Here is a 23,485-nt window from a genome sequence, read left to right on the forward strand (position 1 = left end):
CCTCCCCTTCCAGCGGGCGCACGCAAGTGTTGCCCGCTTTTTTTTTCTTGCAAACGTTCGCACCACTTTCCCTCACGCACCGCGCCACCACCCCGCCGTGTTGTAAGCGCGCACTCGGCCGCCAGCGGCACACAAAACCTTGTCGAGAAGCGCTTTTCAGGGCGTAGAATGGTTGGGAATGATGTCATTTTGCTATCGTTTTAATAGCAACTGCGACACTTCCTGCCGCCGTGGCAGCCAAGCAAACCGACGGTGCTTGCGGCAGCACCGTGCCTTGGGGGGACAATGAAGAACAAGATCGCTGCTGTCCTGTTGTGCGGACCGGTTTTCGCGAGCGCTGCGCACGCAGCCGAGCCGCTGGCCGAGCCGGCCTTGATACGTTACGGTTCAAGTCTCGGCAACGTTCGCATGCACGTCTATGACCTGACGCCAGCCGATGGCATGGCGGCGGGATATACGATCGGTGCCGTCAGCAATTCCGTCTCGTTTTTGTACAGCGCCGCGGGCGTGCGCGACTCGGACTGGGGAACCTTCGACGCGCCCGGAACATTCGCCTTGGATGGCGCACACATCCATATGGGGGCAAGCTGGGGCGGCCCCGGCGATTTTTCGGTCGAGGCGGCCGCCGGACCGGCCGGCACGACCGTCGAAATGTACGCCGATGGGCGCCAGACTGTCGCGATCGCCATCGCGCCGCACACCGCGTTTGTCTTCAGCGGCCTGTCGCTGCTGACCGGTGACGGCTATGGCACGCGGCAGGGCGGCTCGTTCCAGTCGAGCCTTGCGCTGCGGATCGATCCGCATGACGGCGCATCCACCATTTCGAGATTCTTCAGCTCGTCTCCGGCATACCCGGACTTCGACATGAGCATTCCGTTCAGCATAGGCTTCACGAACGCCACCGACACCGTACGCAACGTCACGCTCAGTTACCGCTTGTCTGCGTATGGGTACCTGAGCCAGCCACTGCCTGGCGTGCCCGAGCCGTCGACCTGGTGGATGCTCGCGTCCGGCCTGCTGGCGGTCGGCTGGCGGCTGCGCCACATCCGGCACGCGCCACTGCGGGAACGATAACCCCACTTTGGCAGCACGGCAGCCGGCGCGCGCCGTCCGCTGTTTTCCGCTGCATTCATTGTCCAATATAGCCGTTTGGAAGGAGTCGCCTTGAGAAATGCAACCTACCCCACGCTGCTCGCCGGCCTGATGCTGGCAGGCATGGCCGCAGCCGCCCCCAGTGGCGTCACGAACGTCAATATTTCCAACGTTCAAATGTTCACGTTCGACTTGAACACGATGGACGGCGTTGCGCCGGGCTATACGATCGATCCCGGCCAGGCATACGCATACACGCGCTTCACGAGCGAGCGCGGTTTTCGACAGAACCTGATCGGCACCGCGCACGAGAACCTGACCGAGGCCGGAACCGTCGGGCTCGAGCGCGGCGACGCCGCGGTGCATGCGAGCTGGCTCGGGCTCCCGGCCGAGATCGCCGTATCGGTGCACAGCGACAGTCCGGCAACCTACCTCGAGGGCGAAGTCACCTACTCCGTGAAGCTCATCCTGTCGGCCAACACGGGGTTCGCCTTCACCGGCCTCGCCTCGCAGTTCGCCAGCGCGCCGGCGGCCGCGGCGCCCTGGCCATCGAATTATTCGTCGTATATCAATATGTCGCTGTACGACCCGCTCGACCCGTTCAACGAGATCCGATACAACAAGCAATTCAGCGGCGAAGATGTGACCAGTGCCGCTTACGATATCGCCGACCCGTTCAACCTGACATATCTCAACGATAGCGACAGCGCTCGCGAGCTGTCCCTCCGCTTCAAGGTGTATGGTGCCGCGCGGGCACCCGCCGCCGGCGCGGTCAGTGCCGTTCCCGAGCCGGGCGCTTACCTGATGCTGGGTGCGGGCCTGTCCCTGCTCGCCCTGCACGCGCGCCGGCGCAAGACAACCATGGACCGCGCCTGACCGGCCAGCGCCCCGGTGGCTCATTTCCCTCATCGATCGCGGCTGCCGTGCGGCCGCTCCAGGAGACATTCATGCAACGTTTGCTTTGCCTTGCGGCCCTTGCCGCATTCCTGATTCCCGGCGCCGCGTCCGCCGCCGGGCCCCAGCCATCGGAACTGGATATTACGACCCGCGTCGGGCTGAGCTATCAGGTCATCGACCTGACGCCGGACGACGGCATTGCCGCCGGCTTCACCACCTACACGGATTACCGGCGCGAGGTGGACATCACGCACAGCACGGGGCAGCTGCATTTCACGGACACGGGCGAGCGGCTCGATGGCGTGATCAGCGTGGATCGCAAAGGCTCGGAGGTGGCGGCAGGCTGGACCGGCGTACCGGGCGAGAGCGAGCTGTCCATCCATCTGCAGGACAATCTCGATGGCATCGCCACGGCGTTGTCGCAGCACGAGTCGTTCATCAGGCTCGATGCCAATTCGAGGATCGTCATTACGGGCGACGTGTTCCAGTCCGCCACCGCGGTCGGCGACGGTCCGTTCCTCGTGTCTTCGCTGATCGACATCAAGCTGGACCATTGGACGTTCGAATCGAATTACTACAACCTGATCAGCCGAAGCGTATTCGAGTCCAGCGATACCTTCGTCATGGCCTTCGCCAACACGACCGCACAATCTGTATACCTCACGCTCACTGCCAACACGCGGGTAGTCGGCTCGGTCAGCCAGGTGCCCGAACCCACCACCTGGCTGATGCTGGGTGCCGGCCTGTTGACCATCGGCACCTGCGCACGCCGCCGCAACGGGGCGGCCGCCCACAGGTAGGCAAAGGGACGAAAAAAAGGACGGCCTCGGCCGTCCTTCATCGCCGGCGCCCGGCCGCGTCAGCTCAGGTTTTCCAGGCGGATCTTGGTCACGCTGCCCAGCACGGTCGGCAGGCCTTCCATGCGGGCGATGGCGGCCAGCACCTTCTTTTCCTGCGTCTGGTGCGTGAGCATGATGATGTCGGCCTGGGTCTCCCCTTCCGCCGGCTCCTTCTGCATCATCGCGTCGATGGAGATTTCGCTGTCGGCCAGGATGCGGGTCAGGTCCGCCAGCACGCCCGGCTGGTCGGCCACGCGCATGCGCAGGTAGTAGCTGGTGGTGATCTCGGCCATCGGCACGATGGCGATATCGGCCAGCTCGTCCGGCTGGAACGCCAGGTGCGGCACGCGGTGCTCCGGGTCGGCCGTGGCCAGGCGGGTGATGTCGACCAGGTCGGCGATCACGGCCGAGGCGGTCGGTTCCGCGCCTGCGCCCTTGCCGTAGTACAGCGTGGCGCCGATGGCGTCGCCCTGCACCAGCACAGCGTTCATCGCGCCCTCCACGTTGGCGATCAGGCGCTTGGCCGGGATCAGCGTGGGGTGCACGCGCAATTCGATGCCTTCGTTGCCGTCCACGCGGGTGCGCTTGGCGATGCCCAGCAGCTTGATGCGGTAGCCCAGCTGCTCGGCGTACTTGATGTCCACCGCTTCCAGCTTGGTGATGCCTTCCACGTGCGCCTTCGCGAACTGCACGGGAATGCCGAAGGCGATGGCCGAGAGAATCGTGGCCTTGTGCGCCGCGTCCACGCCTTCGATGTCGAAGGTGGGATCGGCTTCGGCGTAGCCCAGCGCCTGCGCTTCCTTCAGCACCGTGTCGAAGTCCAGGCCCTTGTCGCGCATCTCGGACAGGATGAAGTTCGTGGTGCCGTTGATGATGCCGGCCAGCCACTGCACGCGGTTGGCCGTCAAGCCTTCGCGCAGCGCCTTGATGATGGGGATCCCGCCGGCCACCGCCGCCTCGAATGCCACCATCACACCCTTTTCCTGGGCGGCCTTGAAGATTTCGTTGCCGTGCACGGCGAGCAGCGCCTTGTTGGCGGTGACCACGTGCTTGCCGTTGGCGATCGCGCGCATCACCAGCTCGCGGGCAATGTCATAGCCGCCGATCAGTTCGACGACGATGTCGATGGACGGATCGTCGACGATCTCGAACGGATCGGCAACCACCTTCACTTCGCCATGGGTACGCGTCCTGGCGCGTTCCAGGTTGCGGGCCGAGACGGCCACCACTTCGATGCCGCGGCCGGCGCGGCGGCGGATCTCTTCCTGGTTACGTTTCAGGACGTCGAAGGTACCGCCTCCGACATTGCCCACACCCAGCAAGCCAATTTTGATCGAGTTCATGTTCTACATTTCATTGCTGGCGCGCTGGCCGCGCGCCGGATTGATCGGTCAGCCGTGTCCCTGTTTATGCATGTCCATGCTTGCGGCGATAGCTTTCGAGGAAGCGCGCGATGCGGCCGAACGCTTCCGTCATGTCGTCCGTGTTGGGCAGGAACACGACGCGGAAATGATCCGGCGCGATCCAGTTGAAGCCCGTGCCCTGGACGATCAGCACCTTGGTTTCGGCCAGCAGGTCGTATGCGAATTGCTGGTCATCCGCGATCGGGTAGATCTTCGGATCGAGGCGGGGGAACATGTACAGCGCCGCCTTCGGTTTCACCACGCTGACGCCGGGGATTTCCGTCAGCAGTTTGTAGGCGAGGTCGCGCTGCTTGAGCAGGCGCCCGCCGGGGCCGACCAGGTCGTGAATGCTCTGGTAGCCGCCGAGCGCAGTCTGGATCGCAAACTGGCCCGGTGCATTGGCGCAAAGGCGCATCGAGGCGAGCATGTTCAAGCCTTCGATGTAATCCTTCGCATGTTTCTTCTCGCCCGAGACGACCATCCAGCCGGCGCGGTAGCCGCAGGCGCGGTAATTCTTCGACAGGCCGTTGAAGGTCACGCACAGCACGTCCTCGCACAGCGAGGCGATCGACGTGTGCTTCGCTCCGTCGTACAGCACCTTGTCGTAGATTTCGTCGGCATAGATGATCAGCTGGTGCTGGCGCGCCAGCTCGATGATCTGCAGCAGCACCTCGTCCGGGTACAGCGCGCCGGTGGGGTTGTTCGGGTTGATGACGACGATCGCGCGCGTGTTCGGCGTGATCTTCTTGCGGATATCGTCGATGTCCGGGTACCAGTCCTGCTGCTCGTCGCAGATATAGTGCACGGGGCGGCCGCCGGACAGGCTCACGGCGGCCGTCCACAGCGGGTAGTCGGGCGCGGGCACCAGCACTTCGTCGCCGTTGTTGAGCAGCGCGTTCATCGACATCACGATCAGCTCGGAGGCGCCATTGCCCAGATAGACGTCGTCGATCGTCACGCCGGCGATGTTCTTGCCCTGCGTGTAGTGCACCACCGCCTTGCGCGGCGCGAACATGCCTTTCGAATCCGTGTAGCCGGCCGCGTTCGGCAGCTGGATCTTCATGTCCTGCACGATCTCGTCCGGAGGATCGAAGCCGAACACGGCCAGGTTGCCGATGTTGAGCTTGGTGATCTTGTGGCCTTCCTCTTCCATCTGCCGGGCCTTTTCCGGCACCGGACCACGGATTTCATAACAGACTTCTGCCAGCTTGTTCGATTTCTGAATCGGTCGCAAAATCTATCCCCGAAAGTACTGGTGCGGCGCGCCCGCGCACACCATTGCTGCAATGCGAAAATGACCCATTCTGCCGAATAAAGTTCGATTAGGCAACCGCGAGAGGCCGGTGCCGATGGCAAAACGTTACAATAGAGCCTCTTCGCGACCAGACTGCATTCGAGAACGGCGAAACCCATGAAGCTTCATTCCAGTAATACCCAGCAATACCAGACCGTCACCGGTTATTTCGCCGGCGGCGTCGAGATCAATGCCCAGCCCTTCGACCACAGCCTGGTCGTGTTGCCCGAAAAGGCGCCCCAGCCCTGGCCCGTGGCCAGCTTCGCCGAACTGAAGGTGGAGCACTTCGAGCAGTTGCTGGCGGAGCGGCCGGACGTGGTGATCCTCGGCACCGGGGAGCGCCAGCGCTTCGTGCACCCGCGCCTGTCGGCGCCGCTGACCTCGGAGCGGATCGGCGTCGAGTGCATGGACACGAATGCCGCCTGCCGCACCTACAACATCCTGATGGGCGAAGGCCGCAAGGCCCTGCTCGCCCTGATCATCGAAAAGTAAGCGAACAAAAGTAAGCCAACTTCGGCCGCCCTTGATTTAGCGCGGGGGCGCCGCCATATCAATACTGCATCGCCGCCCATCCGGCGTTGCGCACCACATGCCTTCCAGGAGAAAAAGCGTGGCCGATAGCCCCGACCAAACCACCGCCCCCCTGCCCGCCGAAGTATCGTCCCATTCGGCCTTGCCCGATTTCTCCGCCGCCATGACGAGCGGCCAGACCTTCACGCTGTCCGGCCGCCCGGCACAGGCGACCGTGCTGTTCTTTTACCCGAAGGACAACACGCCCGGCTGCACGACGGAAAACATGGCGTTTCGCGACCTGCACGACCAGTTCAAGGCCGCTGGAGTGGAAATCTACGGCGTTTCGCGCGATTCGCTGCGTTCGCACGAGAATTTCAAGGCCAAGCTGGGACTGCCGTTCGAGCTGATCTCCGACCCGGACGAAGCGGTATGCCAGGCGTTTGGCGTGATGAAGCAGAAGAAGATGTACGGCAAGGAAGTACGGGGGGTCGAGCGCAGTACGTTTGTCATTGACGCCCAAGGCAGGTTGGTGAAAGAATGGCGTGGCGTGAAGGTACCCGGTCACGTCGATGAAGTGCTGGAATTTGTAGCGCGCCGGGGCTAATTGTCGTCACCGACAAGGCGCGGCGCGAGCGATCCGGCTTCCCTAAACGGATGTTCTTGCAGCCAGATTTAGAGTCTAGAGTTTTCGAGTCTGGAGCTTTTGAGTCTGGAGCTTTTGAGTCTACAGCTTTTGAGTCTACAGCGTTCTCCTCTCCCTACTGTAGTCACCGCGGTGACTTCGCTATCCGGGCACCCTGCTGCCCTCTTGGCATCCCCTGTATTCCCCATCGACCTGTCTTTCGTGGCCCGTACCGGCCATGGTGGACTTTTTTAAGACGAGATCCTGATGCCACTGCCAAAACTGCCTACCAAGCCGGCCACCCTGCTGCTGGCAAAAGATTACCCGAAGGCGAGCGGCGCCAACCCGGTTCCGTTCCCCGAGCATGACACGGCGCCACAGAAGAAATCGACCCGTGGCCGCACCGCCGAGGTGCTGGACACCGTGACGCCGACCGTGCTGGCCGAGGCGTTGCCGCCGGCGCCGCCCGCGAAGAAGACCACGCGCAAGAGCGCCGCGAAGACCGCGGCCGAAGCTCCTGCCGCTGTCCCCGCTGTCCCCGCCGTCGCCGCCGTGCCGCCCGCGACGGTCGAATATCCCGCAGCCGCCGAAGCTGCTCCCGCCACCGCCAAGGCGCCGCGCGCGAAGGTCACCCCGATCAAGGCCGAGGCGCCGCACCCGGCCAAGCACAAGCCGGTCGAGGTCACGATCAAGTCCTCGACGAGCCGCCACGCCGACCAGATCGGCGGCACCAAGCTGTTCGTGCTCGATACGAACGTGCTGATGCACGACCCGACGTCGCTGTTCCGCTTCGAGGAACACGATGTGTACCTGCCGATGATGACGCTGGAAGAACTGGACAACCACAAGAAGGGCATGTCCGAAGTCGCGCGCAATGCGCGCCAGGTCTCGCGCACGCTGGACGCGCTCGTTGCCAACACCGACGACGACGCGATCGAGCAGGGCATTCCCCTGTCCAAGCTGGGCAACAAGGATGCCAAGGGCCGCCTGTTCTTCCAGACCAAGCTGCAGATCGCCGACCTGCCGGAAGGCCTGCCGCAAGGGAAGGCGGACAACCAGATCCTGGCCGTGGTGCGCTCGCTCGAGGGCGACCAGCCGGGCCGTGCCGTGGTGCTGGTGTCGAAGGACATCAACATGCGCATCAAGGCGCGCGCCCTGGGCCTGCCGGCCGAGGATTACTTCAACGACCACGTGCTGGAAGACACGGACCTGCTGTACTCCGGCATCGTGCAGCTGCCGGACGACTTCTGGAACAAGCACGGCAAGGACATGGAGTCCTGGCAGGAAAACAAGAACGGCTACAGCACCACGTACTACCGCGTGACGGGGCCGTTCGTGCCTTCGCTGCTGGTGAACCAGTTCGTCTACCTGGAGCCGAACAATGGCGAGGCTTCGTTCTACGGCCAGGTCAAGCAGCTGAACGGCAAGACGGCCGTGATCCGCGTGCTGCGCGACTACTCGCACAACAAGAACAATGTGTGGGGCGTCACGGCGCGCAACCGCGAGCAGAACTTCGCGCTGAACCTGCTGATGGACCCGGAATGCGACTTCGTCACGCTGCTGGGCCAGGCCGGCACGGGTAAAACCCTGCTGGCGCTGGCGTCCGGCCTGGCGCAGGTGCTGGAAACGAAGCTGTACAACGAAATCATCGTCACCCGCGTCACCGTGCCGGTGGGCGAGGACATCGGCTTCCTGCCGGGCACCGAGGAAGAGAAGATGGGCCCGTGGATGGGTGCCTTCGACGACAACCTGGAAGTGCTGAACAAGTCCGACAACGACGCCGGCGAGTGGGGCCGCGCCGCCACGCAGGACCTGATCCGCTCGCGCATCAAGATCAAGTCGCTGAACTTCATGCGGGGCCGCACCTTCGTCAACAAGTTCCTCATCATCGACGAGGCGCAGAACCTGACGCCGAAGCAGATCAAGACCCTGGTGACGCGCGCCGGTCCGGGCACGAAGATCCTTTGCCTGGGCAATATCGCCCAGATCGACACGCCGTACCTGACCGAAGGCTCGAGCGGCCTGACCTACGTAGTCGACCGCTTCAAGGGCTGGGCGCACAGCGGCCACGTCACCCTGGCGCGCGGCGAACGCTCGCGCCTGGCCGACCACGCCAGCGACGTGCTGTAAGCCTCTTCGCTCCCCCAAGCCCCGCCCGCGCAAGCCGGCGGGGCTTTTTCTTGCCGCAATGTTCCAAAGACCGGGGTCTGGAAGGAGTACCGCCATGCATGGCGGTACCGCTGCGCCGGCAGGGAGCGATGCTCCTTGAAACCCCTGCTCCCCCCCGGTTTTAGGCAACTATTTCTCTTTCTTGAGATACGCGCGCAGGCCGTGGGTCAGCACGAGGGGAAACACGCTGGCGTGGTCTTCATCCGCGAACACCTTCAGCCTCGTGGTCAAACCCGCGTAGCGGTGCGCGGCCAGGGCTCCGTGAAAATCGCGCAGGTCGGCGACCATGTCGGCCTGCTCCTCGCTGCGCGAGCGCCGCTTGCCCGGCGCCAGCGTTTCGCGGCTGCCGATGCCGAAGAAGACCGAAGCCGGCAAGTCCCTGTGCGCGCCGGCGTAGTCCCGCAAGCGGTCGAACATCACGCCGCGGTCGAACCAGAGTGACGGGCTGCCGAGGATGTAATGCTCGAAAGTGCGCGGGCGCGTCAGCAGCACTTGCAAACCCAGCAGGCTGCCGTAGGAATGGCCCATGAAGATCTTGCGGCCCATGTCGGCCCGATAGGCAGACGCGATATGCGGGAACACGTCATCGGCGATGAAGCGGGCGTAGGCGCCGGCCTCGCCCAGTACCACCGGGCGGCCCGGCATGTCGGCGCGGTAGCCGCGGAAGTCGGCGTTGCGCGGCACACTGGGCGTGTAGTCGCGGCGGCGGCTGTACACCGGTGTGTCGCCCATCGCATACGAGAGGCCCACCACGATCGACTCCTCCAGTCCGGCATGCTTGTGCAAACGCGACGCGATGCTGCGCGCCAGGGGAAACGCATAATTGGCGTCGACAACGAAGATCACCGGATAGCGCCTGCCGGACGTGCGGTAGGAATCGGGCAGCGCCACGAAAAGCTGGTAGTCGCGCTTGAGCGCCGTGGCGCGGATGTCGCGCACCTCCGTATTGTCGAGGACATACGCGGGCAGCGGCTGGGCAGGGGCGAGTGCTGGTCCGGCAGGTGCCGGGGCGGTGGACGTGGCAGCGTTGGCGGCGGCGGCAGGCGCGACAACGCACCATGCGGCGAGCAGGATCATCGGCAATGTCAAGGTATTCCTCCAGAAGTAAGCGGGCGATTGTGCCGCGCTTCGTTGCCGCAGCCGATATCCCTGGGATGGAATTGCCTATCCCGGGGATGGCCGCCGCCTGGAGCCATCGAGCCCGCTGCTATACTTTTGGCCGATGAACACGCCCGCCCTTCCCCGCCCTTCCAGCATGCCGAAACCCGCGGCGCGCACCGTGATCCTGAGCGCCCTGGTCTGGACGGCGATCAGTGCCCTGGGCGCCCTGCAAACGTACAGCGACAACCTGCGCACGGGCGTGGCCAGCCGCTACCCGGTGCTGCTGGCCACCTGGTTCATCGAATATGCGATCCCGCTGATGGTGCTGTCGGCCGTGCTGGTCACGGCGCTGGGCCGCTGGCCCGTGCTGGTGGCACGCCCCCGCCACGTGGTGCTGCTCTTCGTCGGCCTGGTGCTGCTGTTCCAGCCGGCGCAATGGCTGTACATCGCCTGGCTGCGCGGCTACCTCGATATCGCCAGCCTGGACGACGCGCGCCGCCTGCTGATGAAGATGCTGCTGGTCGGCTGGTTCACCACCACCGCCACCTTCGCCGCCATCCTGGCGATCCACTACTGGCGCCAGGCCAAGGAGCGCGAGCTCGCGTGGCAGCGCGCCCAGAACGACATGCTCAACCTGCGCCTGCAACTGGAGGAACAGCGCATGCTGGCGCTGCGCGCCCAGCTCGAGCCGCACTTCCTGTTCAACGCGCTCAACGCCATCAGCGCCCTGGTGCGCGCCGGCGACAAGCCGGTGGCGCTGGCCGGCATCGGCCGCCTCAGCACGCTGCTGCGCTATGCGCTGGCGGCCAGCACGGACCAGACGGCGACGCTGGCGGCGGAGTTGCAATTCGTGCGCGACTACCTCGACCTGCAACGGCTGCGCTACGGCGACCGGCTGCGCGTGGCCATCGAAGGCGCCGACGACACGCTGCTGCACGACGTCGACTGCCCGCCGCTGTCCCTGCAGCCGCTCGTGGAGAACGCGCTGCGCCACGACCTCGATTGCCACGAAGGCCCGGGCGACATCACGCTATCGTTCGCCCGCGAGGTCAACGAGATGGTCGTGACGGTCACCAATCCCGTGAGCACACAGGCGTCGCCGAATCCCGGCGCCGGCCTCGGGCTGGCCAACACGCGCGACCGGCTGGAGCGGCTCACGCCCGGCGCCGCGCTGCATGCCGGCGTGCGCGGCACGCGCTTCGTGGCCGAAGTGCGGCTGCCGTTGGCGAAAGAGTGACATGGCGATCCGCTACCTGATCGTCGACGACGAGGAACCCGGCCGTGCCAACCTGCGCATGGCCCTGGCCGACCACCCCGGCTGGGAGCTGGCCGCCGAATGCGACGGCAACGCGCAAGCGCGCGCCTGCCTGGCGCGGCATGACGTCGACGTGATCTTCCTCGACGTGCAGATGCCCAGAGAACCGGGCCTGGCGCTGGCCCGCGAGCTGTCGCGGCTGCGCGAGCCGCCGCTCATCGTGTTCGTCACCGCTTTCAGCGAACATGCGATCGATGCGTTCGAGGTGCATGCGCTGGACTACCTGCTGAAGCCCCTGGACGACGCGCGGCTGGCCCAGGCCGTCGAGCGCGCGGCGGCGATGCTGCGGCAGCGCCAGCGCGAAGCCTACGGCACGGCCCTGCGCGACCATGCCGAAGCCGCCACCTATCCGGAACGCATCGGCGTGCGCTCCGTGGGCCGCATCGAGCAGGTGCTCGTCGCCGATATCCTGTGGATGGAAGCGGCCGGCAACTATGTCGAGCTGCGCCTGCCGGGCCGCACCGTGCTGCACCGGATCACGCTGAACCGCCTGGAAGCCCTGCTCGACCCGGCGCTCTTCCTGCGTGTGCATCGCGGCGCGATCGTGCGCCGCGACCAGATCGGCAGCCTCGTCACCGGCGGCGAGGGCAGCCACAAGCTGATGCTGCGCTGCGGCGGCGTGGTGCCCGTCAGCGCCAGCTACCTGGCTGCGCTCAAGGCGGCCATGGCAGCTTGAGGCAGGCCGCCGGCTCGGGCGCCCCCGTCGCCCCGACCAGTTACGCCATGGCGACCCTGCGGGCGATCGGATGCCCATCCTTCAGTTGCAGCAGGTCCCACAGGTTGCCGTACAAATCCTCGAAAACGGCCACCAGGCCGTAATCCTCTTCCTTCGGCTCGCGAACGAAGCGCACGCCCTGGGTGCGCAAGCGTTCGATATCGCGCCAGAAGTCGTCGGTGTTCAGGAACAGGAACACCCTCCCGCCGGCCTGGTTGCCGATCGCCGCCTCCTGCTCCGGCCGTGCCGCGCGTGCCAGCAGGATGGTCGTCCCCGCGCCGCCCTGCGGCGCCACGACGACCCAGCGCTTGTCCTGCGCGGGCTGGTAGGTATCGTCGAGCAGCTCGAAACCGAGCTTGTTCACGTAGAAGTCGATCGCTTCGTCGTAATCGCGCACCACGAGGGCAATGTGTACGATCGCCTGTTTCATCCGTCTCCCTTCAGCGCGCGCGCTTGACCTTCCCCCCATGGGAAGGCTTACAGTACGCCCATCGACATTGAAAGGAGTATCGCATGTACGAACTGCAAGTGGAAAACATGAGCTGCGGCCACTGCGTCGCGGCCGTCACGAAAGCCGTCAAGGCGGTCGACGGCAATGCCCAGGTCGACGTCGACCTGGCAGCCAAGGGCGTGAAGGTGCAATCCGGCGCGCCGCTGGACGCCGTGAAGGCGGCGATCGTGGACGCGGGCTACCCCGTCACCAGCGCCCGCTGAACACTACTTCTCCAGCTCCGGATAGCGGCGGAATATCCCTTCCTCGTTGAAGGAAATCCGCCGCTTCGACTTCAGGTAGGCGGCGATGTTCGGCCGCGCGGCCACCTCGTCGTGCAGCGCCGCCAGGCGCGGCCACTGCGGCTCCAGCCGCGCCATCGTCTTCGGGAACGCATAGCGCAAGCCCGCCACAAGCTGGAACAGCGACAGGTCCACATAAGTGAGCTTCGAGCCCACCGCGAAATTGCCGCGGCCCGGATTGGCCGCCAGCACGTTCTCGAAATACCCCAGGAACTTCGGTATGCGCGCCGCGCAGAAGTCCCTGGCGCGCGCCTTCGCTTCCTTCTTCTGTTCCTCGTAATAGCTGTTCACCGAGATGGGGTGGTGGGTGTCGTGCGCCTCGGCCACGATGTCGGCGATCGTCAGCTGCAACTGATTGCACCACAGGCGCCCTTTTTCGTTGCGCGGCGCAAGGCCGTGACGGGCACCAAGGAACAGCAGGATGTTGGTGGTCTGCCCGATCAGCAGTTCGCCGGCGCGCAGCACGGGCGGCGCGAACGCGGCCAGCGGCTCGCAACGAAAGTCGAGCGAGGCTTCCAGTTGCGGCATGCCTTTCGGGGCGCGCGCCACGTCGCGGTAAGGCACGCCCGCTTCTTCCAGCGCCAGCCGCACGAATTCGCCGCGGCCCTGGATCGTGGGCCAGTAATACAGGGTGTAGGGTTCCACAGCGCCTCCATTGAATATGGCGATTCTAGCCCGGCCGCGCTGGCCGGCGGCGCATCGCTGGAAGCTTCGGGAATGCTACGCGGCGCTGCTGGCGATCCCCTGCAGGATCGGGCAATCGGGCCGCTCGTCGCCATGGCAGCACGCAGCCAGCGTGGCGATCGTGTCGCGCATTTCCGTCAGCTCGCGGATGCGCTCCTCCAGTTCGGCCACGTGGTCCAGCGCGATGCGCTTCACGTCGGCGCTGGCGCGGCTGCCGTCCTGCCACAGCGACAGCAGCTCGGCGATGCGCTCCAGCGAGAACCCCAGCTTGCGCGCGCGCCGGATGAAGCGCAGCGTGTGCACTTCGCGCTGGCCATACACGCGGTAGCCGCTGTCGGTGCGCTGCGCCGCAGGCACCAGGCCGATGCTTTCATAGTAGCGGATCATCTTCGCCGTCACGCCCGAGGCGGTGGCGGCCTGCCCGATATTCATGCTCCCTCCTTCTTCGGCTGCCAGCGGCGCAGCAGCAATGCATTGGTGATGACGCTGACCGACGACAGCGCCATCGCCGCACCTGCCACCACGGGGTTCAGCATGCCGAGCGCCGCCAGCGGAATGCCTGCCAGGTTGTAGACGAACGCCCAGAACAGGTTCTGGCGGATCTTTGCGAACGTGCGCCGCGAGATGTCGAGCGCGTCGGCCACCAGCGCCGGGTCGCCGCGCATCAGCGTGATGCCGGCCGCGTGCATCGCCACGTCGGTACCGGTGGACATCGCGATGCCCACGTCGGCCGCGGCCAGTGCCGGTGCGTCGTTGATGCCGTCGCCCACCATCGCCACCCGGGCGCCCTGCGCCTTCAGGCCGGCGATATGGGCGGTCTTGTCAGCCGGGAGCAGGTTTGCCGCCACGCCGCCGATGCCAACGGCCGTCGCCACGGCGGCCGCGCTGCCTGCGTTATCGCCGGTCAGCATGGTGGTGGCGATGCCCTGCGCGTGCAGGCGCGCCACCGCTGCCCGCGCCGTGGGCTTGGGCGGATCGTTGAAGGCCACGAGCCCCAGCAGCTGGCGCTTGCCGGCATCGGCGAGCCACGATACGGTATGGCCGGACTGCTCGAGCGCAACAGCGTCCGCCCGCAGCGGCTCGAGATCGATGTGCCGCTCGCCCATCAGCCGCGTGCTGCCCAGCACGAGCTCGCGCTCGCCGACGGCGGCTGCCAGGCCGCGGCCCGGCAATGCCGTCACCGCCTGGGCCACCGGCACGGCGAGCACCCGTTCGCGCGCCGCGTCCAGCACGGCGCGCGCCAGTGAGTGCTCGCTGCCCTGTTGCACCGCGGCCGCCAGCGCCAGCAGGTCCGCTTCACCGATGCCGTGCGCGCGCAGGCCCGCCAGCGCGGGGCGGCCCTGGGTCAGCGTTCCGGTCTTGTCGAACACCACCGCCGTGACCCCGTGCGCCGTCTCCAGCGCCTGGGCATCCTTGATCAGGATGCCGTGGCGGGCCGCCACGCCGGTGCCGGCCATGATCGCCGCGGGCGTGGCCAGCCCCAGCGCACATGGACAGGCGATCACCAGCACGGCCACCGCGTTGATCGTGGCCGTTTCCAGGCTGCCGGACACGAACCACCAGCCGAGCAGCGTGAGCGCGGCGATTCCCAGCACGACGGGCACGAACACGGCGCTGACACGGTCCACCAGCTGCTGCACCGGCGCCTTGGCCGCCTGGGCATCCTCGACGAGGCGGATGATGCGTTCCAGCGTGCTCTCGGCGCCCGTGGCCGTGGTGCGCACGACCAGCAGGCCGGCGCCATTGATCGCGCCGCCAGTCACCCGTTCGCCCTGCCGGCGCGCCACCGGCAGGCTCTCGCCGGTGATCAGCGATTCGTCGACATCGCTCGCCCCTTCCACCACTTCGCCATCGACGGCGATGCGCTCACCGGGACGCACCACCACGAGGTCACCCGGGCGCACGCTGGCCACCGGCACGTCGACGTCCTGGCCGCCGCGCCGCACGCGCGCCGACTCGGGGCGCAGCGTGCGCAGCGCGCGGATCGCCGCCGTGGTCTGGCGCTTGGCGCGCGCTTCCAGCCACTTGCCGAGAAGGACCAGCGTGATGACGACCGAGGCGGCCTCGAAATACAGGTGCCCGCCGTGCCCGGCCAGCAGCAGGTACCCGGACAGGCCGTACGCCGCGCTGGTGCCGAGCGCCACCAGCAGGTCCATATTGCCCGCGCCTGCGCGCGCCGCCTTCCAGCCGGCACGGTAGAACCGGGCACCGAACAGGAACTGCACGGGCGTGGCCAGCAGCCATTGCACCCAGGGCGCCGCCGCCCATGTCACGCCCAGCGGCGCCAGCAGCATCGGCAGCACCAGCGGCAGCGACAGCAGCGCGGACAGCAGCACCGGCAAGCCTTCGTTGGCGCCGCGCAGCCAGCCCTGCAGGGTGGCCTTCGCATCGGCCGGTCGTTCCGGTGCCGGCACCGGGGCGGCTGCCGCGGCGACCGGCTCGGCCTCGTAGCCCGCCTTCTCGACGGCGGCGCGCAACGCGTCGAACGCCAGCGGCGCCTCGGTTTCCACACGCGCCGTCTCGGTCGCCAGGTTGACGCTGGCGCTCGTGACGCCCGGCACGGCGGCCAGCGCCCTCTCGACGCGGCCGACGCAAGCCGCGCAACTCATGCCGCCGATGCGGACGTCCTGGGAAAGTTCAGTGCTCATCTCGATACTCCTGCTGCCATGATGTCGTCAGGATGGAGTATCCCATGATGGGAAGGTCAAGCGGTTTTCAAAGGCGTTCTTATTGCCGAGCCCGAGTCCCGCGGTGTCTCCCGGTGCCAGGCACCGCGGGACACGGGCTCGAGCATTGCAAGGACGCATGGTGTGCATGCGAGCCGGTTCGTCAGCACATCCTTGCCACAAGAAATCATTTCCCTGAAAGCGGCCAGAGGCGTTGAAAAAAACGCTATCATCCGGGGAGATTCGCCGGCCTTGCCGGGCCGTAACGAAACAGGAATGGACAACGCATGAAATTCAGATTTTGGGCGATGCGCGGCGCGATCGACCGGCCGGCGCGCGGCGTGGACGCGCCGATGGCGGGATGAACACGCTTGCGGACCCGTTCCAGCCGGCCGTGGCGGCACTGGCCGCGCAGTGGCGGCAGACGGCCAGCCTGGACGAGATCATGCTCGCTGCGCATGACGCCGCCGCCGTGTTCGGCTGCGACCGGCTCACGCTGTATGCCGTGGACGCCGACGGCGATTACCTCATCTCGAAGGCAAGGACGCAGGATGCCTGCCGCGACGTGAAGGTGGCGATCGGGCCGCACAGCATCGCCGGCCTGGCGGCGCAGACGCGCAACCCCGTCCACGTGGCGGACGCCCATGACGATGCCGAACTGGCGCGCATCGCGCCCGGCCTGCGCTTCCCGCGCGGCGTGGACGAGCGCACCGGTTACCGCACCAGGCAGGTGCTGGCCGTGCCGCTCGTGGCACCGGACAGCGGCGCGCTGCTGGGCGTGATCCAGCTCGTCAACACGCGCGACGGCGATCCCTTCCCGGCCCTGGCCGCCGAGGCGGCGGCACGCCTGGGCGAAGCGCTCGCGCCGCGATTGGCGCCCCACGCGCCCCACGCGCGACAGGCGGCGGCGCAGGCGGTGGAGCAGCCGCCCGCCCTGCCTGCCGCCGCGCCGGCACGGGCGGGCGGCGATGCGGCGCGCCTGCTTGCCCGCATCGTGGCCGATGCGCGGCGCCTCGGGGCCCGCGCGATCCATATCGAGCCGGCACCCGGCGGCGCCATGATTCGCCTGCGCCGCGACGGCGTCCTGGCCCCCTATGCCACCCTGCCCGCCGGGCGTGCCGACGCCCTCGTGCAGCACCTGGCGGCTGCCGGCGGCCTTGCCCGCGGTGGGCCGGGCCAGCCGCGCCAGGGCACCCTCGACGGCCGCGCGCACGGCTGGCCGGACGTGCTGCTGCACGCCACCGCGATCCCGTCCGCGGCCGGCATGGACCTGGTGCTGCGGTTGGCCGAGGCGCGGCCACCGATACCGCTGGCGCAACTGGACATGGCGCCGGACGATCTCGCCCGCCTGCAGGCCATCCTGGAACTGCCGCGCGGCCTGCTGCTGGTATGCGGCCCGCAGGATGCCGGCAAGAGCACTACCCTGCATGCGCTGCTGGGCGGCCTGGCCGGCCCGCACCGCAAGGTCTGCACGGCCGAAGACGATCCGGCGCCACCGCAGCCCGGCCTGTGCCAGGTGCGGCTCGGCGGCGCCGCCGGGCTCGACGCCGCCGCCGCGCTCGAAGCGTTCCGGCAGGCCGATGCCGACGTGATCATGGTCGATGCGCTGCGTGGGGGCGTGGCGGCAGGGCTGGCCATCGAGGCGGCCCTCGCCGGCCGGCTGGTACTGGCCGCGCTGCCCGCACGCGGTGCCGCGGAGGGCGCGTTGCGGCTGCTGGACCTGGTTGCCGACCCGTTCGCGGTGGGCGACGCGCTGGCCGGCGTGCTGGCGCAGCGGCTGGTGCGGCGACTGTGCACTGCATGCCGGCAGCCCTACCACCCCGGTGCGGCCGAACTGGAACTGCTGCTGACGGAATATTGCGCGGAAATGCCGGCGGCCGGCGAGGCCGCCACCGCCGCCATGCGCGACCACCTGCTGGCGAGCTGGCGCCGGCTCCACGGCGATGGTGGCAGCATCACGCTGTATCGCCAGGTCGGCTGCGCCGCATGCGCGGGCGGCTACCGGGGCCGCAGCGCCCTGTTCGAGCTGATGGCGGGCGGCGCGGGCATGGCCCGGCTGCTGGCGCAGCGGCCGGACGCGGCACGCCTGGCCACGGCGGCGCAGGATGACGGCATGCGCACGCTGAAGATGGATGGCATCGACAAGGTGCTGGCCGGGATCACCGATATCGGGTCGGTGCGCGCGGCCTGCGCCAGGTAAGGAAACACATGGAGAAACTGAGAGGTACCGTGAGCGAGCTGCGGCGTGGAAAGACCGTATCGTACAACCCCAGCACAGGCACCAGCACCATCCACGCGGCCGTGTTCCGGCTCGACGGGCAACTGGTGAAGATCGTCTCGAACGCGCCGCTCGTGATCGCCGAGGGGCAGGAACTGGTGGTGGTGGGCCGCCGCCGCGCCAAGCTGTTCACGGCCTATGCCCACCGCAATCTCACCACGGGCCAGGAAGGGCACGAAGGCTGGGCCACGCGGCTCGTGGTGACGATCCTCGTGGTGACGGGCGCGCTGTGGCTGGGCAGCCTGATGGGCGGCGACTATGCGGTGGTGTTCGGCGCCACCTTCGTCGCGCTCGGCATCGCCATGGCCTGGCGTTCGCTGGAAGTGGTGCAGGCGCTGGTCATGTTGCGCCGCTGACGCAGGAGGAAAAGATGCTGTCCCATGTATTCATCGGCGTGACGGACTTCGAACGCGCCTTCGCCTTTTATTCCGCCCTGATGGAGACACTGGGCCAGCCGCTGCGCTTTCGCGACGACAGCCGCCCATGGGCCGGCTGGATGCCGTGCGATGCACCGCGACCGCTGCTGCTGGTCGGCGCGCCCTTCGACGGCATGCCCGCCACCGTGGGCAATGGCGCGATGACGGCGCTGCTGGCGCCCGACCACGCCACGGTCGACCGCGCGCACGCCGCGGCGCTGGCGAACGGCGGCACCTGCGAAGGCCCACCGGGCCCGCGGCCCGAGTACCACGCGCACTATTACGGCGCCTACTTCCGCGACCCGGACGGCAACAAGCTGTGCGTGGTGTGCCACCATTGACGGTGCCTACAGCCGCTTGCCGAAGCACACCGCCGCGTCATTGCCCACGTACTTGCCGAAGTTCGGGATGCGCAGGTAGCCTTGCGCGTCGTAGAACCGGATCGCCCGCTCGTTGACCTTGCGCGTTTCCAGCCATAGCCCCCGGCAACCCAGCGCCGCGGCCTGCGCTTCCAGGAAGGCCAGCACGGCCGAGCCGATGCCGGCCCCCGCGCCGGGCCGCGCGTACATGCGCTTGATCTCGGCGATCTCGCCATCGATGGGCCGCAGCGCGCCGCAGCCGACCGCCCGGCCCCGATCGTCGCGGGCGATCGCGAACAGGGTGCAGCCGGCGGGATCGAACGAGGCCGTGCCATCGTCGCCCGTGATGCCGCGCAGGGTCTCGGACAGTTCGCGCATCAGCGCGACGGCATCCGGCGAGGCGGGATCGGCCGCTGCCACGTCGAACTCCGGTCCGAGCAGCTTGTACATCACGCGCGTGGCGCCCAGCGTGTTCTCGCGCAGGATCGCGTAGCGCGGGATGTCGCCGCTGGTGCGGTAACCGAGGCCTGCATACAGGTGCTGGGCGCCGCTGCCCACCCAGGTGTCGAGCACCAGCAGCGTGCGCCCCAGCTCCCTGGCGCGCGCTTCGGCCGCCTGCAGCAGCCTTCGCCCGACGCCGCGGCGCCGCCAACGCGTGTGTACCAGCATCTTGTTCACTTCGGCGCGGTGCGCGCCGTTGGCCGGCGTGGCCAGCGCCAACTGCACGGTGCCGCAGACCGTGCCTGCCTCGTCGCGCGCCGCGAACAAGGTGCGCGCACGGGCATCGACCTGCGCGGCCACGTCCAGCCAGAAGCGCCGCGCATCGTCCACCGTGAACGGCGGCAGGAAGCCGACGCTGGCGCCATGTGCGACGCAGTCGTGCAGCACATCGGCCAGGGCATCGGCGGCGGCGCGCACGCCCTCGCCATCGAGTTCGGCTATCGTGATCATGGTTCGCAGATCGCTATCAGGTAATGGGCACCCAGCGGCCCGGGGCAGGAAAAGCGCGTGGGACCGTACAGGCGAAAGCGCAGGCAGTCGCCCACCTGCAGCCGGTACGTGACGCCATCGAGCGTGTAGTCGAGCAGCCCGTCCAGCATCCAGATGTGCTGCTCCAGGCCCGGCTGCGGCGGCTGTTCGTAGTCGATCACCGCACCGGCAGGCAGCCGGCCTTCGATCAATTCGCCGCGCAAGCCTTTCGCCGGCGGCGACACCATGCGGCGCGTGAAGCCGGTGGCAGGGTCCGTCCAGGTGGCCTGGTCGACCGACTTGATCAGCTGGGCGCCCTGCTCCTCCACCTCGGCAATGAGGCGCGACATCGGCAAGCCGTAGGCGGCGCACAGCTTGCCCAGCAGCGCCGCCGTCGGACTCGATTCGCCGCGCTCCATGCGCGACAAGGTGGCGCGGCTGATGCCGCTCGCCTGCGCCAGCTGTTCCAGCGACCAGCCACGGCCCTCGCGCAGCGCGGCCAGCCGGGCCACCAGTTTTTGTTCGAAGCGTTCGTCATTTCTCATATTCGAGAGAATATCTCGAATATGAGAAGAAAATCAAGGGCGGCGTGGCGCCTGGGGGACGGGATGCGCAACGTGGGGCTCGGCGAGCTCCGCGCGCCGGGCGAAGCGCTGGGCCAGCACGGCGCACACCATCAGCTGGATCTGGTGAAACAGCATGACGGGCAGGATGACCATGCCCAGCGACGAAGAGGCGAACAGCACTTTCGCCATCGGCACGCCGGAGGCGAGGCTTTTCTTGGAGCCGCAGAACACGATCGTCACCTCGTCCTCGCGGGAAAAACCGAACTTGCGGCTGGCGAGCGTCGTCAGCGCCAGCACGACCGCCAGCAGCACGCAGCAGATCACGCCCAGCGTGACCAGCACTTGCGTCGACAGCTTGTGCCACAGCCCCTCGTTGACCGCTTCGGAAAAGGCGGTATAGATGACCAGCAGGATCGAGCCCTGGTCGACGAACCTGAGCATCGGTTTGTGCCGGTCGACCCAGCCGCCGATGACCGGGCGCAGCAGCTGGCCGGCCAGGAACGGCACCAGCAACTGCAGCACGATGGCCAGCACCGCGTCGCCGGTCGAGCGGCCCGTGGGGCCTTGCACGATGAAGGCCGAGACCAGGAGCGGCGTGATGAAGATGCCGAGGAAGTTCGAGGCCGAGGCGCTGCAGATCGCGGCCGGCACGTTGCCGCGCCCCATCGCCGTCAGCGCGATCGACGATTGCACGGTCGATGGCAGCATGCACAGGAACAGCAGGCCCACGTACAACTCGGGCGTGAGCACCGCCAGCGCAAGCGGCTTCATGGCCAGGCCGAGGATGGGGAACAGCACGAAGGTGGAGCACAGCACGGTCAGGTGCAGGCGCCAGTGCGTGATGCCGGCAATGACCGCCTGGCGCGACAGCTTGGCGCCGTGCAGGAAGAACAGCAGGCCGATGACGACCGCGGTGACGTCGCCAAGGACCACGGCCGTCTGGCCGGTGACCGGCAGCACGGTGGCGACGGCGACGGTGGCGAGCAGGACCAGCGTGAAATTGTCGGGCTTGAACTGGGAGAGAGAGGAGAGAACGGAAGGCATCCAGGGATTTTATCGCATAAGAAAAAAGGGAGCCGCGGCTCCCTTTCTTTCCGAAGCGGCTCGCGCTTACAGGATCTGCGTGCCGATCCACCAGCCGATCGCCGCCACGAAGGCGGAGGCGGGAATCGTGAAGACCCACGCCCACACGATATTGCCGGCCACGCCCCAGCGCACCGCCGACAGGCGCTGCGCGGAACCGACGCCGACGATGGCGCCGGTGATCGTGTGCGTGGTGGACACGGGCACGCCCAGGCCCGATGCCATCAGCAGCGTGATCGCGCCGCCCGTCTCGGCGCAGAAGCCGCCGACGGGTTTGAGCTTGGTGATCTTCTGGCCCATCGTCTTGACGATGCGCCAGCCGCCGAACAGCGTGCCGAAGGAAATCATGCCGTAGCAGGCCACGATCACCCAGGTCGGCGGCTCGGTCGCGTCGGCGGCCACGTGGCCGGAAGCGATCAGCAGCATCCAGATGATGCCCATGGTCTTTTGCGCGTCGTTGCCACCATGGCCCAGGCTGTAGGCTGCCGCGGAAGCCAGCTGCAGGCGGCGGAACCACGTGTCGATGCGGCGCGGCGTGGACTTCACGAACACCCACGACACCAGCAGCATGATCAGCGTGCCCAGGAAGAAGCCCAGGAGCGGCGCCACGACGATGAACACCACCGTCTTGATCAAGCCGCCGGCGATCAGCGCGCCGGTGCCGGCCTTGGCGACGGCGGCGCCCACCAGGCCGCCGATCAGCGCGTGAGACGACGACGACGGGATGCCGTAGTACCAGGTAATCACGTTCCACACGATGGCGCCGACGAGTGCCCCGAAGATCACATGATGGTCGACCACGTGCGGATCGATGGTGCCCTTGCCGATCGTGGTGGCCACGTGCAGGCCGACGACGAAGATGGCGATGAAGTTGAAGAAGGCGGCCATCGCCACCGCGGTCTGCGGTTTCAGGACGCCCGTGGACACGACGGTGGCGATGGCATTCGCCGCGTCATGGAAGCCGTTCATGAAGTCGAAGATCAGCGCGAGGGCGATCAGGAGCCCCAGCGCGTAAATGCTGATTTCTAAGGTCTGCATATTGTTGTTTTGATCGTGCGGCGCTTACGCGTTCTCGACGATGATGCCTTCGATGATGTTGGCCACGTCTTCGCAGCGGTCGGTGACGGTTTCTAGGATCTCGTAGATTGCCTTCATCTTGATCAGGTTGCGCACGTCCGGCTCGTCGCGGAACAGCTTGGACATCGCGGCGCGCATCACGTGGTCTGCGTCCGACTCCAGGCGGTCGATCTCTTCGCAGATGCCGACGATGTCGCGCGCATTGTCCATGTTCGACAGCAGCGCCACGGCTTCCTTCACCTTCTCGCAGCAGGCCAGCACCAGCTCGGCCAGGCGCTTCGCTTCCGGCGTGACGGCATGCAGGTCGTACAGCGACACGGTCTGGCCGGCGTCTTCCATCATGTCCAGGATGTCATCCATCTTCGTGATCAGCTTGTGGATGTCGTCACGGTCGATCGGGGTGATGAACGTCTTGTGCAGCAGGTCCACCGTGGTGTACGTGATCTTGTCCGCCTGTTTTTCGATGCTCTCGATGGCATGGACCCGGTTTTCCAGATCGTCGAAATTGGTCATCAGGCCCAGCATTTCTTTCGCGCCCTTGACGCACAGTTCAGCATGCTGGTTGAACAGGTCAAAGAATTTGCCCTCGGTGGGCATCAGGCGTCCAAACATTTTATTCTCCGTTGGTTGATTCG

The 23,485-nt window shown here is 66.9% G+C and carries 24 protein-coding genes; 12 read left to right on the plus strand and 12 right to left on the minus strand.

Annotated features, from left to right (window positions below):
• Nucleotides 1-285: 285 nt before the first annotated feature.
• The 3 genes from V6Z91_RS00760 to V6Z91_RS00770 all read left to right on the plus strand — a co-directional run bounded on the left by V6Z91_RS00760 (nt 286) and on the right by V6Z91_RS00770 (nt 2,789).
• Nucleotides 286-1,074, plus strand: a complete 789-nt coding sequence (locus V6Z91_RS00760) for a PEP-CTERM sorting domain-containing protein (RefSeq protein ID WP_338765307.1) — start codon at nt 286-288, stop codon at nt 1,072-1,074.
• A 90-nt stretch (nt 1,075-1,164) separates the two neighbouring features.
• Nucleotides 1,165-1,968, plus strand: a complete 804-nt coding sequence (locus V6Z91_RS00765) for a PEP-CTERM sorting domain-containing protein (protein ID WP_338765309.1) — start codon at nt 1,165-1,167, stop codon at nt 1,966-1,968.
• Between the two features lie 71 nt (nt 1,969-2,039).
• On the plus strand, nt 2,040-2,789 hold the full coding sequence (locus tag V6Z91_RS00770) for a PEP-CTERM sorting domain-containing protein (protein ID WP_338765311.1): 750 nt from the start codon (nt 2,040-2,042) through the stop codon (nt 2,787-2,789).
• Between the two features lie 59 nt (nt 2,790-2,848).
• On the opposite strand, the gene V6Z91_RS00775 is transcribed toward V6Z91_RS00770, so the two are convergent.
• Complete coding sequence (locus tag V6Z91_RS00775) at nt 2,849-4,171, minus strand: homoserine dehydrogenase (protein ID WP_338765314.1); 1,323 nt, start codon at nt 4,169-4,171, stop codon at nt 2,849-2,851.
• Between the two features lie 64 nt (nt 4,172-4,235).
• The gene (locus tag V6Z91_RS00780) at nt 4,236-5,465 is read right to left on the minus strand and encodes a pyridoxal phosphate-dependent aminotransferase (RefSeq protein ID WP_338765316.1); all 1,230 of its coding nucleotides are present in this window, start codon (nt 5,463-5,465) and stop codon (nt 4,236-4,238) included.
• A 177-nt stretch (nt 5,466-5,642) separates the two neighbouring features.
• Between V6Z91_RS00780 and V6Z91_RS00785 the strand changes: the two genes are divergently transcribed.
• The 3 genes from V6Z91_RS00785 to V6Z91_RS00795 all read left to right on the plus strand — a co-directional run bounded on the left by V6Z91_RS00785 (nt 5,643) and on the right by V6Z91_RS00795 (nt 8,790).
• The gene (locus V6Z91_RS00785; protein ID WP_338765319.1) at nt 5,643-6,017 is read left to right on the plus strand and encodes an Mth938-like domain-containing protein; all 375 of its coding nucleotides are present in this window, start codon (nt 5,643-5,645) and stop codon (nt 6,015-6,017) included.
• A gap of 202 nt (nt 6,018-6,219) precedes the next feature.
• Nucleotides 6,220-6,642, plus strand: a complete 423-nt coding sequence (locus tag V6Z91_RS00790; RefSeq protein WP_338772135.1) for a peroxiredoxin — start codon at nt 6,220-6,222, stop codon at nt 6,640-6,642.
• A gap of 285 nt (nt 6,643-6,927) precedes the next feature.
• Complete coding sequence (locus V6Z91_RS00795) at nt 6,928-8,790, plus strand: PhoH family protein (protein WP_338765322.1); 1,863 nt, start codon at nt 6,928-6,930, stop codon at nt 8,788-8,790.
• A gap of 168 nt (nt 8,791-8,958) precedes the next feature.
• Here V6Z91_RS00795 and V6Z91_RS00800 read toward each other — a convergent pair whose 3' ends face one another.
• The gene (locus tag V6Z91_RS00800; protein WP_338765325.1) at nt 8,959-9,918 is read right to left on the minus strand and encodes an alpha/beta hydrolase-fold protein; all 960 of its coding nucleotides are present in this window, start codon (nt 9,916-9,918) and stop codon (nt 8,959-8,961) included.
• Between the two features lie 166 nt (nt 9,919-10,084).
• Here V6Z91_RS00800 and V6Z91_RS00805 point away from each other — a divergent pair, with 166 nt between their 5' ends.
• A complete protein-coding gene (locus tag V6Z91_RS00805; RefSeq protein WP_338765328.1) occupies nt 10,085-11,167 on the plus strand; it encodes a histidine kinase in 1,083 nt (360 codons plus the stop codon).
• Between the two features lies 1 nt (nt 11,168).
• Nucleotides 11,169-11,921, plus strand: a complete 753-nt coding sequence (locus tag V6Z91_RS00810; protein ID WP_338765331.1) for a LytTR family DNA-binding domain-containing protein — start codon at nt 11,169-11,171, stop codon at nt 11,919-11,921.
• A 40-nt stretch (nt 11,922-11,961) separates the two neighbouring features.
• Here V6Z91_RS00810 and V6Z91_RS00815 read toward each other — a convergent pair whose 3' ends face one another.
• On the minus strand, nt 11,962-12,390 hold the full coding sequence (locus V6Z91_RS00815) for a VOC family protein (RefSeq protein ID WP_338765334.1): 429 nt from the start codon (nt 12,388-12,390) through the stop codon (nt 11,962-11,964).
• 83 nt (nt 12,391-12,473) lie between these two features.
• Between V6Z91_RS00815 and V6Z91_RS00820 the strand changes: the two genes are divergently transcribed.
• Nucleotides 12,474-12,674, plus strand: coding sequence for a heavy-metal-associated domain-containing protein (locus V6Z91_RS00820; protein WP_131144510.1), 201 nt, complete (start codon nt 12,474-12,476; stop codon nt 12,672-12,674).
• Nucleotides 12,675-12,677: 3 nt separating this feature from the next.
• Here V6Z91_RS00820 and V6Z91_RS00825 read toward each other — a convergent pair whose 3' ends face one another.
• From V6Z91_RS00825 to V6Z91_RS00835, 3 genes are all read right to left on the minus strand, one after another.
• Nucleotides 12,678-13,397: a glutathione S-transferase gene (locus V6Z91_RS00825; RefSeq protein ID WP_338765342.1), complete on the minus strand. Its 720-nt coding sequence runs from the start codon at nt 13,395-13,397 to the stop codon at nt 12,678-12,680.
• 75 nt (nt 13,398-13,472) lie between these two features.
• The gene (gene cueR, locus V6Z91_RS00830) at nt 13,473-13,868 is read right to left on the minus strand and encodes a Cu(I)-responsive transcriptional regulator (protein WP_338765345.1); all 396 of its coding nucleotides are present in this window, start codon (nt 13,866-13,868) and stop codon (nt 13,473-13,475) included.
• Nucleotides 13,865-16,084, minus strand: a complete 2,220-nt coding sequence (locus tag V6Z91_RS00835) for a heavy metal translocating P-type ATPase (RefSeq protein WP_338765348.1) — start codon at nt 16,082-16,084, stop codon at nt 13,865-13,867. The genes cueR and V6Z91_RS00835 overlap by 4 nt, the downstream gene beginning before the upstream one ends.
• A 379-nt stretch (nt 16,085-16,463) precedes the next feature.
• Here V6Z91_RS00835 and V6Z91_RS00840 point away from each other — a divergent pair, with 379 nt between their 5' ends.
• From V6Z91_RS00840 to V6Z91_RS00850, 3 genes are read left to right on the plus strand one after another with little or no spacing between them, the layout of a single operon-like run.
• Nucleotides 16,464-18,302 (plus strand): ATPase, T2SS/T4P/T4SS family, encoded by a 1,839-nt coding sequence (locus tag V6Z91_RS00840; RefSeq protein WP_338765351.1) that lies wholly within the window; start codon nt 16,464-16,466, stop codon nt 18,300-18,302.
• 8 nt (nt 18,303-18,310) lie between these two features.
• Nucleotides 18,311-18,736: a hypothetical protein gene (locus V6Z91_RS00845; protein ID WP_338765354.1), complete on the plus strand. Its 426-nt coding sequence runs from the start codon at nt 18,311-18,313 to the stop codon at nt 18,734-18,736.
• Between the two features lie 14 nt (nt 18,737-18,750).
• Nucleotides 18,751-19,137: a VOC family protein gene (locus V6Z91_RS00850; RefSeq protein ID WP_338765357.1), complete on the plus strand. Its 387-nt coding sequence runs from the start codon at nt 18,751-18,753 to the stop codon at nt 19,135-19,137.
• A 6-nt stretch (nt 19,138-19,143) separates the two neighbouring features.
• On the opposite strand, the gene V6Z91_RS00855 is transcribed toward V6Z91_RS00850, so the two are convergent.
• The 5 genes from V6Z91_RS00855 to V6Z91_RS00875 form a co-directional block, all read right to left on the minus strand.
• Nucleotides 19,144-20,106: a GNAT family N-acetyltransferase gene (locus tag V6Z91_RS00855; protein WP_338765358.1), complete on the minus strand. Its 963-nt coding sequence runs from the start codon at nt 20,104-20,106 to the stop codon at nt 19,144-19,146.
• Complete coding sequence (locus V6Z91_RS00860) at nt 20,103-20,669, minus strand: XRE family transcriptional regulator (RefSeq protein ID WP_338765360.1); 567 nt, start codon at nt 20,667-20,669, stop codon at nt 20,103-20,105. Before V6Z91_RS00860 ends, V6Z91_RS00855 begins: the two co-directional genes overlap by 4 nt.
• 33 nt (nt 20,670-20,702) lie before the next feature.
• Nucleotides 20,703-21,734 (minus strand): bile acid:sodium symporter family protein, encoded by a 1,032-nt coding sequence (locus V6Z91_RS00865; RefSeq protein WP_338765362.1) that lies wholly within the window; start codon nt 21,732-21,734, stop codon nt 20,703-20,705.
• 66 nt (nt 21,735-21,800) lie between these two features.
• Complete coding sequence (locus tag V6Z91_RS00870) at nt 21,801-22,811, minus strand: inorganic phosphate transporter (protein WP_338765364.1); 1,011 nt, start codon at nt 22,809-22,811, stop codon at nt 21,801-21,803.
• A gap of 24 nt (nt 22,812-22,835) precedes the next feature.
• Nucleotides 22,836-23,462, minus strand: a complete 627-nt coding sequence (locus V6Z91_RS00875; RefSeq protein ID WP_131144494.1) for a DUF47 domain-containing protein — start codon at nt 23,460-23,462, stop codon at nt 22,836-22,838.
• Nucleotides 23,463-23,485 lie beyond the last annotated feature (23 nt).

This window comes from Massilia sp. METH4 (assembly GCF_037094685.1).
GTDB lineage: Bacteria > Pseudomonadota > Gammaproteobacteria > Burkholderiales > Burkholderiaceae_D > Rugamonas.

What these genes read in the sequence shown, in the direction of transcription:
- V6Z91_RS00760 (WP_338765307.1), top strand. Translation starts at nt 286, where the DNA reads ATGAAGAACAAGATCGCTGCTGTCCTGTTGTGCGGACCGGTTTTCGCG.
- V6Z91_RS00770 (WP_338765311.1), top strand. Translation starts at nt 2,040, where the DNA reads ATGCAACGTTTGCTTTGCCTTGCGGCCCTTGCCGCATTCCTGATTCCC.
- V6Z91_RS00775 (WP_338765314.1), bottom strand. Translation starts at nt 4,171, where the DNA reads ATGAACTCGATCAAAATTGGCTTGCTGGGTGTGGGCAATGTCGGAGGC.
- V6Z91_RS00785 (WP_338765319.1), top strand. Translation starts at nt 5,643, where the DNA reads ATGAAGCTTCATTCCAGTAATACCCAGCAATACCAGACCGTCACCGGT.
- V6Z91_RS00790 (WP_338772135.1), top strand. Translation starts at nt 6,220, where the DNA reads ATGACGAGCGGCCAGACCTTCACGCTGTCCGGCCGCCCGGCACAGGCG.
- V6Z91_RS00795 (WP_338765322.1), top strand. Translation starts at nt 6,928, where the DNA reads ATGCCACTGCCAAAACTGCCTACCAAGCCGGCCACCCTGCTGCTGGCA.
- V6Z91_RS00805 (WP_338765328.1), top strand. Translation starts at nt 10,085, where the DNA reads ATGCCGAAACCCGCGGCGCGCACCGTGATCCTGAGCGCCCTGGTCTGG.
- V6Z91_RS00810 (WP_338765331.1), top strand. Translation starts at nt 11,169, where the DNA reads ATGGCGATCCGCTACCTGATCGTCGACGACGAGGAACCCGGCCGTGCC.
- V6Z91_RS00815 (WP_338765334.1), bottom strand. Translation starts at nt 12,390, where the DNA reads ATGAAACAGGCGATCGTACACATTGCCCTCGTGGTGCGCGATTACGAC.
- V6Z91_RS00820 (WP_131144510.1), top strand. Translation starts at nt 12,474, where the DNA reads ATGTACGAACTGCAAGTGGAAAACATGAGCTGCGGCCACTGCGTCGCG.
- cueR (WP_338765345.1), bottom strand. Translation starts at nt 13,868, where the DNA reads ATGAATATCGGGCAGGCCGCCACCGCCTCGGGCGTGACGGCGAAGATG.
- V6Z91_RS00835 (WP_338765348.1), bottom strand. Translation starts at nt 16,084, where the DNA reads ATGAGCACTGAACTTTCCCAGGACGTCCGCATCGGCGGCATGAGTTGC.
- V6Z91_RS00840 (WP_338765351.1), top strand. Translation starts at nt 16,464, where the DNA reads ATGAACACGCTTGCGGACCCGTTCCAGCCGGCCGTGGCGGCACTGGCC.
- V6Z91_RS00845 (WP_338765354.1), top strand. Translation starts at nt 18,311, where the DNA reads ATGGAGAAACTGAGAGGTACCGTGAGCGAGCTGCGGCGTGGAAAGACC.
- V6Z91_RS00850 (WP_338765357.1), top strand. Translation starts at nt 18,751, where the DNA reads ATGCTGTCCCATGTATTCATCGGCGTGACGGACTTCGAACGCGCCTTC.
- V6Z91_RS00855 (WP_338765358.1), bottom strand. Translation starts at nt 20,106, where the DNA reads ATGATCACGATAGCCGAACTCGATGGCGAGGGCGTGCGCGCCGCCGCC.
- V6Z91_RS00860 (WP_338765360.1), bottom strand. Translation starts at nt 20,669, where the DNA reads ATGAGAAATGACGAACGCTTCGAACAAAAACTGGTGGCCCGGCTGGCC.
- V6Z91_RS00865 (WP_338765362.1), bottom strand. Translation starts at nt 21,734, where the DNA reads ATGCCTTCCGTTCTCTCCTCTCTCTCCCAGTTCAAGCCCGACAATTTC.
- V6Z91_RS00870 (WP_338765364.1), bottom strand. Translation starts at nt 22,811, where the DNA reads ATGCAGACCTTAGAAATCAGCATTTACGCGCTGGGGCTCCTGATCGCC.
- V6Z91_RS00875 (WP_131144494.1), bottom strand. Translation starts at nt 23,462, where the DNA reads ATGTTTGGACGCCTGATGCCCACCGAGGGCAAATTCTTTGACCTGTTC.